Origin of the sequence: uncultured Anaerococcus sp., from assembly GCF_963510575.1 — a bacterium.
Classification (GTDB): domain Bacteria; phylum Bacillota; class Clostridia; order Tissierellales; family Peptoniphilaceae; genus Anaerococcus.
Window position 1 is genome coordinate 1 of the sequence record NZ_CAUPFR010000071.1, and the last position, 9011, is coordinate 9011.

11 protein-coding genes are annotated in these 9011 nt (G+C 30.9%); all 11 read left to right on the plus strand.

What is annotated here, in order from left to right; translation table 11 throughout:
- The first annotated feature begins 145 nt into the window (after positions 1–145).
- Positions 146–454 (plus strand): ribosome silencing factor, encoded by a 309-nt coding sequence (gene rsfS, locus RQ907_RS06085; protein ID WP_311492488.1) that lies wholly within the window; start codon positions 146–148, stop codon positions 452–454.
- A gap of 27 nt (positions 455–481) precedes the next feature.
- Positions 482–1129: a ComEA family DNA-binding protein gene (locus tag RQ907_RS06090; protein WP_311492489.1), complete on the plus strand. Its 648-nt coding sequence runs from the start codon at positions 482–484 to the stop codon at positions 1127–1129.
- Positions 1130–1137: 8 nt separating this feature from the next.
- Positions 1138–1539, plus strand: coding sequence for an Rrf2 family transcriptional regulator (locus RQ907_RS06095; protein ID WP_311492490.1), 402 nt, complete (start codon positions 1138–1140; stop codon positions 1537–1539).
- A gap of 9 nt (positions 1540–1548) precedes the next feature.
- Positions 1549–4167 (plus strand): alanine--tRNA ligase, encoded by a 2619-nt coding sequence (alaS, locus tag RQ907_RS06100; protein ID WP_311492491.1) that lies wholly within the window; start codon positions 1549–1551, stop codon positions 4165–4167.
- Positions 4168–4170: 3 nt separating this feature from the next.
- Positions 4171–4431: an IreB family regulatory phosphoprotein gene (locus tag RQ907_RS06105; RefSeq protein WP_311492492.1), complete on the plus strand. Its 261-nt coding sequence runs from the start codon at positions 4171–4173 to the stop codon at positions 4429–4431.
- The gene (gene ruvX / locus RQ907_RS06110) at positions 4424–4843 is read left to right on the plus strand and encodes a Holliday junction resolvase RuvX (RefSeq protein ID WP_311492493.1); all 420 of its coding nucleotides are present in this window, start codon (positions 4424–4426) and stop codon (positions 4841–4843) included. Before RQ907_RS06105 ends, ruvX begins: the two co-directional genes overlap by 8 nt.
- Positions 4836–5078 (plus strand): DUF1292 domain-containing protein, encoded by a 243-nt coding sequence (locus tag RQ907_RS06115; RefSeq protein ID WP_311492494.1) that lies wholly within the window; start codon positions 4836–4838, stop codon positions 5076–5078. Before ruvX ends, RQ907_RS06115 begins: the two co-directional genes overlap by 8 nt.
- Positions 5068–5508 carry a Fur family transcriptional regulator gene (locus RQ907_RS06120; RefSeq protein WP_311492495.1) on the plus strand — a complete coding sequence of 147 codons (441 nt, stop codon included), beginning with the start codon at positions 5068–5070 and terminating at the stop codon, positions 5506–5508. Before RQ907_RS06115 ends, RQ907_RS06120 begins: the two co-directional genes overlap by 11 nt.
- Positions 5508–7184: a ribonuclease J gene (locus RQ907_RS06125; protein ID WP_311492496.1), complete on the plus strand. Its 1677-nt coding sequence runs from the start codon at positions 5508–5510 to the stop codon at positions 7182–7184. The genes RQ907_RS06120 and RQ907_RS06125 overlap by 1 nt, the downstream gene beginning before the upstream one ends.
- Positions 7171–7809, plus strand: coding sequence for an O-methyltransferase (locus RQ907_RS06130; RefSeq protein ID WP_311492497.1), 639 nt, complete (start codon positions 7171–7173; stop codon positions 7807–7809). Before RQ907_RS06125 ends, RQ907_RS06130 begins: the two co-directional genes overlap by 14 nt.
- Positions 7799–9011 (plus strand): U32 family peptidase (locus RQ907_RS06135; protein ID WP_311492498.1); only part of this gene is annotated, 1213 nt, incomplete at its 3' end. The genes RQ907_RS06130 and RQ907_RS06135, both read left to right, overlap by 11 nt.

The window sequence follows — 9011 nt, forward strand, 5'->3', positions numbered from 1 at the left end:
GATAATATCAGAAAATATTCATATCAGAATTTAAATAAGGCCATGTTGGCCTTATTAGATAACAATATTATCTTCCTAATAAATAAAAATGCTTTAATTAATCCTCTTAGCTTTGAAGCTAGAAATTACTTAATTGAGGAGAAAAATGGAAAAATTAGATATAATTGTTAAAACATTAGAGGATAAATTAGCCGAGGACATTAATGTTATAAATCTCGAAGATTCATCAATAGCGGATTATTTTGTAGTTGCTACAGGTAACTCTATAAATCAAACAAGAGCCCTCGCTGATTATATAGAAGATAATCTCCATAAAGAAGGCTATGACATCAAATCAAAAGAAGGTCTTAGAGAAGGAGAGTGGATTTTAATTGATGCGAATGATATAATAGTCCATATTTTCACACAAAAGCAAAGAAAATTTTATGATTTAGATAATTTGTGGGAAAATTAGTATCTCGTATCTTTTACAGGAGTTTGTATGTCTAAAGATAGGAAAGATAAAGTCATTTTTGCTGCAGTTATTTTTGTTGCTATTTTACTAGCAAATTTTTTCTCGAATGATGGTTTTAAAAACTTATTTGATAAAAATGAGGAGGAAATTGTCACAACAAGCTCTATCGAAGATGATACTAAGAAAGTTGAAAATACTGAAAAAGCAGATGATTTGTCTAGCCAAGATAAAAAAGTGTATATTTCTGGAGAAATTAAAAACTCCGGTGTATATGATATAAAGGATGGAGATAGGTTAGATGATCTTGTCAAAAGAGCAGGAGGATTCACAGAAAAAGCTGATAAGAATTCTATAAATCTTGCTATGAGACTAGAAGATCAAATGAAAATATACATACCTAATATTGATGAGAGTCAAAACATAAATTCTGAAAATACTAATATAGCAGTTGGTGATGTTACACCTAATCCAACTAAGTCATCAAGTCAAAAGATAAATATTAACTTGGCTAGCAAAGAAGAACTAATGACCTTGCCAAATGTTGGCGAAAAAAGAGCTCAAGCAATCCTAAATTATAGGAAAGAAAAGAGATTTGAAAAGATTGAAGATATAAAGAATATCAAAGGCATTGGAGAAAAGTATTTTGAGGCTATGAAAGATTTGATTACAGTATAGGGGTATATATGAAATTATCTACTAGGGGTAGGTATGGTTTAAGGGCGGTTTGCTATATCGCGGAAAACCAAAATAAAGGTTTCATACCTGTCTCTGAAATAAGTGAAAAATTAAATTTATCAGAAAATTATTTAGAACAATTAGTTAGAATATTAAAAAAAGATGGCTTGATAATATCAAGCCGAGGTCCAAAGGGTGGATACAAAATCAATAGTGATCTAGATAAAGTTACCATAGGTCAAATTCTAAGAAGTTTAGAAGGAGATATGACAACAAGTGAATGTGTAAGTGGGAAGTATATATGTAACGATAAGTGTGATGCTTATGATTTGTTTACAAAGCTTGACTATCTTATAAACTCAGCTATTGACTCTATAACTTTGGAAAATATTGTTAAACACGAAATTTAAGGAGAACTAATGAAGAACTTAGGAATGAATGAGCTTAGAAAAAGCTATCTAGAATTTTTTGCAAATGAGAAAAACCATACATTATTAAAATCATTTCCTTTAACACCGATTGATGATGATACACTTTTATTAATAAATGCTGGTATGGCGCCACTTAAAAAATACTTTACTGGCGAATTAAAAATGAAAAATAACAGGGCAACATCTTCTCAAAGATGTGTAAGAACCGGTGATATCGAAAGAGTTGGTAAAACAGAACGTCACGGTACATTTTTTGAAATGCTTGGAAACTTTTCTTTTGGAGATTATTTTAAAAGAGAAGCGATTAGCTGGGCTTTTGAATTCCTTACAAAAAAACTTGATATTAATAAAGACGACCTATGGGTAACAGTTTATTACGATGATGATGAAGCTTATAATATTTGGCATGATGAAATTGGTATGCCTGCTGATAGAATTCTAAGACAAGGTAAAGAAGATAACTTCTGGGAATTAGAAGTAGGTCCTTGTGGTCCATGTTCAGAAATTTATGTCGATAGGGGTGCTGAAAGAGCAGTTGATGAAAATGATAACCAACCAGGTAATGATGCTTCTGATAGGTTCATGGAAGTATGGAATTTGGTATTTACTCAATTTAACAAAGATAATCAAGGAAATTATACTAATTTAAGCCATCCAAATATAGATACAGGTATGGGACTTGAAAGAATTGCCATGATTCTTCAGGGTAAAGATAATATTTTCGAAATAGACGTAATGAAAGAAATTATTTCTGAAATTGAAAAATTATCTGGAAAAACTTATAAAACAAATAAAGCTGATGATGTTTCAATCAGGGTTATTGCCGACCACGCAAAAGCTATGACTTTCTTAGTTTCTGATGGTGTTATACCATCTAATGAAAAACGTGGTTATGTATTAAGAAGATTAATCAGAAGAGCCTATAGACACGGAAAATTATTAGGTATTGATGGACCATTCTTAAATAAAATTGTTGATAAGGTTATTGAAACTTATAAGGCTGAATATGATGAATTAATCGATAATATGGATAATATCCATAGGGTTATAAGTGATGAAGAGGAGAGATTCCAAAAAACAATAAATCAAGGTTTGGAAAAACTTGATGATTTAATTGCAGACATGGAAAAGGAAAATAAAAAGATTCTTGATGGTAGTGAGGCCTTTAAATTATACGATACCTATGGTTTTCCTCTTGATTTAACCAAGGAAATTCTAGAAGAGAAAAACCTTGATCTTGACGAAGTTAAATTTGAAGAAGAGATGGAAAATCAAAGAAATCTTGCTAGAAATGCTAGAAAAACAGATAATAAGCATAAACACGATAACCTTGCTGCAGATCATCTTGAAAAAACTGACTTCCAAGGATATGAAAACTTTGACCTTGAAGCAAATATTATAGCTATATTTGAGGATGGTGAAGAGAAATCTTCGATAAAAGCACCAAGTAAAGGTATAATAGTTAGTGATAAGACTTCATTTTATCCAGAAGGTGGCGGAGAGGTTGCTGATACTGGATACATCAAAACCCCTTCTGCATGTGCAAAAGTTGTTGATGTTCAGAAGAAAAATGATATTATATTCCATTATGTGGAAGTTACTGAAGGTGAACTATCTAAGGATGACGAGGCCAGATTTGTAATTGATCTTGAGAGAAGACTTGATATTCAAAGAAACCATTCAGCTACCCATTTGTTAGACAAGGCTTTAAAAGATGTTCTTGGACAAAATATTAATCAAGCAGGTTCTTTGGTAGATGAAGATAAATTAAGATTTGATTTTACCTATAACAAAGCTTTAACAAATGAAGAATTAAGAAAAGTTGAAGACGAAATTAATGCTAAAATAAGGGAACAACTCCCAGTAAAGAAAGAGTATATGGATTATAAAAAATCTGAAGAATTAGGTGCTGTTGCTCTATTCGAAGATAAATATAAGGATATAGTAAGAGTTGTTTCAATGGGAGATTATTCTATAGAATTGTGTGGTGGATGCCACGTTAATAATTCAGCTGAAGTATTAATTTTTAAAATTAAATCAGAATCATCTGCAGCTGCTGGTGTAAGAAGGATTGAAGCTATTACTGGTAGGGCTGTATATGAAGATTTAATAAATAAAGAAAACACTATTAAAGATATAGCTAAGAGTTTAGATGCTAATATAAATAATATTTCATCAAAAATAAATTCTTTAAAATCTGAAATAAGTGAAAAAGATAGTGAAATCAAGAGATTAAAATCACAATCTAATAAGGATATCTATAGTGAACTAAAATCAAAGATTGAAAGTATTAATGGTGTAAACTTATTAATAGCTAAATTTGATAATGTAAGTGTAGATGAATTACGTGAATTAGAAAATAGGTTTAAGAGCGAATTTGATAATTTACTTATAATCTTTGCAACAGTTAGCGATAAGATTATATTTACTGTGTCAGTAGATGATAAACTAACAGATAAGTACAATGCTGGCAAGATAGTTAGAGAAATAGCTCAAATAACTGGAGGTAATGGAGGCGGCAAAAAGAATTTTGCCCAAGCAGGTGGAACAGATATTGCAGCTTTAGATAAGGCACTTAATAGGGCTTACGAAATCATAAAGGAGTAATTGATGACTGACAATAATAAGCTTAATGAAACTATGCTTTTCAAGAGAGAAGACATTGAAAAGAATAATATTAGAGAGATTCTTACAACAGTTTACAAGGCTTTAGAAGAAAAGGGTTATAAGCCAAATTCTCAAATAGTAGGTTACCTGCTATCAGGGGATCCTACTTATATAACCGCTCATAATAATGCCAGAAAGCTTATTAGAGCAGTAGATAGAGATAAAATTTTAGAAGAATTATTGAATAATTACATCAATGACTAGGATTATGGGACTTGATGTTGGTGATAAAACTATAGGTGTCGCTCTTAGCGACCCTTTGTTTATAACTGCCCAACCTTATGAAACGATAAAAAGAACTAAAGCAAAACATGATATAGATAGGATTGAAGAAATTATTGTGGATAAAGATATTTCTTTAATTGTTGTAGGCCTGCCTAAAAATATGAACAATACCATAGGTCCTCAATCTATGAAGGTTATCAGTTTTGTAGACTTGATAAAAAAAAGAATAGATAAAGAAATTATATTTCAAGATGAAAGACTTACAACGGTTGAATCTGAATCTGTTTTAATTGATTTGAAAGTCAGACGAGAAAATCGAAAAACTCATATCGATAAGATTGCTGCAAGCTTTATATTGCAAAGTTATTTAGACAGGAGAAGTAATGGATAGTATCTTTTTACTGGATGAAAATAATAACGAAGTCGAATTTAATATACTAGATACATTCGGAATAGATGAAAAAAATTATGCTGCTCTAAAAAAAGTTGGAGATGACATGATTATGATTGTTGAGGTCGAAAATACTTGTGACCTTATAACTTTTAAAACTATTGAAGATCAAAATGAACTAAATGAAATAATAGAATTTTATGAAGAGATGAAAAGAGATAAAGATGAACATTGAAGAAGTAAGGAAAATTTTCGAGAAGAACAACCAAAAATTTACAAAACAAAGAGAATTGATTTTTAATGTTTTAAAAAGCTCTTCAAAAAAGCATCTGACACCAGAACAGCTTTTTTCCATTGTGCACCAAGACCATAAACAAGTTGGTATTGCGACTATCTATAGGACTTTGAATATTTTTGATGAGTTAGGGATAGTTAACAAGCAAGAGTTTACTGATCAAGCTTATACTTATGAAATAATTGATCCAGAAAGTGACCATCATGACCATATAATTTGTACGTCTTGTGGCAAAATATTAGAAGATGAGTTTTTGTCTTTTGAAGACGTTAAAAATTCTCTCAAGAAAAATTATAATTTTGATTTGTCTTATTATTCTTTAAGAATTTATGGAATCTGTTCCGATTGTCATAATAATAAGGAGAAATAATGACAAATGAAAAAAAATTAAGAATAATCCCGATAGGTGGATTACACGAAGTTGGAAAAAACTGTACTCTAGTAGAGTATGGTAATGATATGATAATGATAGACTGTGGTTTAACATTCCCTGATGAAGAAATGCTCGGAGTAGATATAGTAATTCCAGACTTTACCTATGTCGAAGAAAACAAAAATAAACTAAGGGGAATATTTGTAACTCACGGTCACGAAGACCACGTAGGAGCAATTCCATATTTTCTAAAAAATGTAGATACAAATGTATATTGCTCCAAATTGACAAAGGGTCTTCTAGAAAATAAATTTAAAGAACACGGTATTAATCCTAATAAGATAAAAATGGTTAATGTCAATAACACTGTAAAAGCTGGAAGTTTAAGTGCTGAATTTATAAGAGTAAGTCACTCTATACCCGATGCTTGTGCTATAGCGGTTAAATCTCCTCTAGGTACAATAATATTCACTGGTGACTTTAAGATGGATTTTACACCTATTGATAACGACCCAACTGACATTCAGAGACTTGCTGAGCTTGGAAAAAAAGGTGTGTTAGCTCTATTTGCTGACTCTACAAATGTTGAAAGAGAAGGATTTTCTCTAAGTGAAAAGGTAGTTGGAGAAACTTTTGTTAAGATATTTGGTCAAGCAAAATCAAGAATAATAGTTGCAACTTTTGCATCAAACCTTCACAGAGTTCAACAAATAATTACTGCTGCCGAAAAATACAATAGAAAAGTTGCGCTTTCAGGCAGGTCAATGTTAAATAACGTTAGAATCGCTAATGAATTAGGATATTTGAAAATAAAGAAAAATACTCTAATTGATATGAAAGCAATAAAAAAATATGCTGACGATGAATTAGTTATTTTATCGACTGGTACTCAAGGTGAACCTTTAAGCGCATTGACAAGGATGGCAAATAAAGAACATAGACAAATTACTTTAAATGAAACAGATATGGTAATTTTATCTTCTTCTGCTATCCCTGGAAATGAAATGGCAATTAATACTACTATCAATAATTTAACTAAAATTGGTTGTAAGATTATTTATTCATCATTAGCAAAGGTACACGCTTCAGGACACGCATGTCAAGAAGAAATAAAGCTTATGTATCAATTAATTACACCTAAATATTTAATACCTGCCCACGGTGAAATCAGACAATTACAAAAACACAGCGAAATTGCACAAGATATGGGTCAACCAAAAGAAAATATATTCTTATGTGAGAATGGAGATGTAATTGAGTTTACAAAGAAATCTGCAGGTATAAAAGGTAAGGTTCAAGCTGGAAATGTTCTTGTTGATGGATCTGGAATTGGTGATGTAGGTAATATTGTTCTTAAAGATAGAAAACACTTATCTGAAGACGGATTGATGGTAGTTTCTATTACTTTTGATAGACATACACAAGAATTATTAGCTGGTCCTGAAATCGTATCAAGGGGTTTTGTATATGTAAAAGAAAATCAAGATATTATAGAAAACTCTAAAGATATTGTTTTAAGGTCAATTAATAAGTGTAAGAAACAAGATATAAAGGCTTTAAGTCAAATTAAATATCAAATTAGAGAAGATTTAAAATCTTATATATACAATGAACTTGGTAGAGATCCAATGATTCTACCAGTAATATCAGAGATAGAAGATGGGAAATATTAATTACAAATATATATCCCTTTTTATTGAAGATTTGCTTAATGACACAGATTTTGTCGATTTAAGAAAATATGCTATAGAAAATGATGTACCAATTATGAATAGCCAAACTAAGGAGCTTATTATAAGCATTTTACAAATAGCTAAGCCAAAAAAAATTCTTGAGATAGGCACAGCTATAGGTTATTCATCACTTTGCTTTAAAAAATATACCGGTGCAGATATCACAACTATAGAGTTAGATAAAGATACAGCAGATATTGCAAAGAAAAATTTTGAAAAATATAATGTAAAGGTCAATCTAATTAACGATGACGCAATGAAAGCCTTGAGAAGTATTAATCAAGGCTTTGATTTTGTTTTTATAGATGCTAATAAATCGAGATATCTAGATTATTTTAAAATTACAAGCAAACTCCTTAATAAGGGTGGGATAATCATTGCTGATAACGTCTTGTTTAGAGGTGAGGTTTGCAATGATGATATTATGGAAAAAAGAAAGAATACTTTAGTAAAAAGACTTAGGAATTTCCTTGCCTATATAACAGACTTAGAAGATTTTAATACATCTGTTATTCCTATAGGGGATGGACTTACCTTAAGTGTTAGGAGAGATAATGACAGATAAAAAAGTAGAATTATTGGCCCCCGCGGGCGACTTTGAAAAGCTAATGACAGCAATTAAGTTTGGAGCAGATGCAGTATATCTTGCTGGTGATAACTTTGGACTTAGGGCTAATGCTAAAAATTTTAATAACGATGAACTAAAAAAAGCAGTTGCTTATGCTCACGACAGGAATGTTAGGGTCCATGTGACAATGAATATTATGCCCCACGATGGAGATATGGATGGGATCGTAGAATATTTGGAAAACCTTAATAATATTGGTATAGATGCCCTAATTATATCTGATCCTGGTATTTTTTCTCTAGCAAAAAAGCACACCAATATAGACCTTCATATTTCAACTCAAGCATCAGTAACCAATTCCGCTACGGTAAATTTCTGGTATGAAATGGGAGCTAAAAGGATAATATTAGCTAGAGAATTATCATTAAAGGAAATTACTGAAATTAGGAAAAATACACCAAAAGATATGGAAATAGAATGTTTTATTCACGGAGCTATGTGTATATCATATTCAGGTAGATGTTTATTATCTAGTTATATGACTGGGCGAGATGCAAATAGGGGCGATTGCGCCCAACCATGTAGGTGGAAGTATTCCCTTCAAGAAGAAACCAGACCTGGTGAATATTATCCAATTGAGGAAGATGGCAAGGGCGGTACCTTTATTATGAATTCTAAGGACCTATGCCTTATAGATGAGGTAGATAAACTAATAGAAGCAGGAATTGATAGCTTCAAGATTGAAGGTAGAATGAAGACACCTTTTTATGTAGCAACTGTTATTAGGTCATATAGACAAGTAATAGATAGCTATTATGAAGGGAATTTCAGTAAAGAAATTAGCAAAAAATATTTTGATGAAATTAATAAGGCAAGTCATAGATATTTTACAAAAGGATTTTTTTATAATAAGCCTGATGAAAATGACCAAATTTATACTTCGTCCTCCTATATAAGAAACTATGACTTTATTGGTATTGTAAAAGAATATGATAAAGAAAATAAAATCGCTACTATTGAGCAAAGAAATAGGTTTTTTAAAGGCGATGAAATAGAAATATTTGGTAATAGCAAGGATTTCTATACTTTAATTATTAATCGTATGGAAAATGATAAAGGTGAAGAACTAGAAGTTGCAAATATACCTAAACAGCTTATAAAAATTAAAATAGATTATCCACTAGAAGTAGGGGATATAT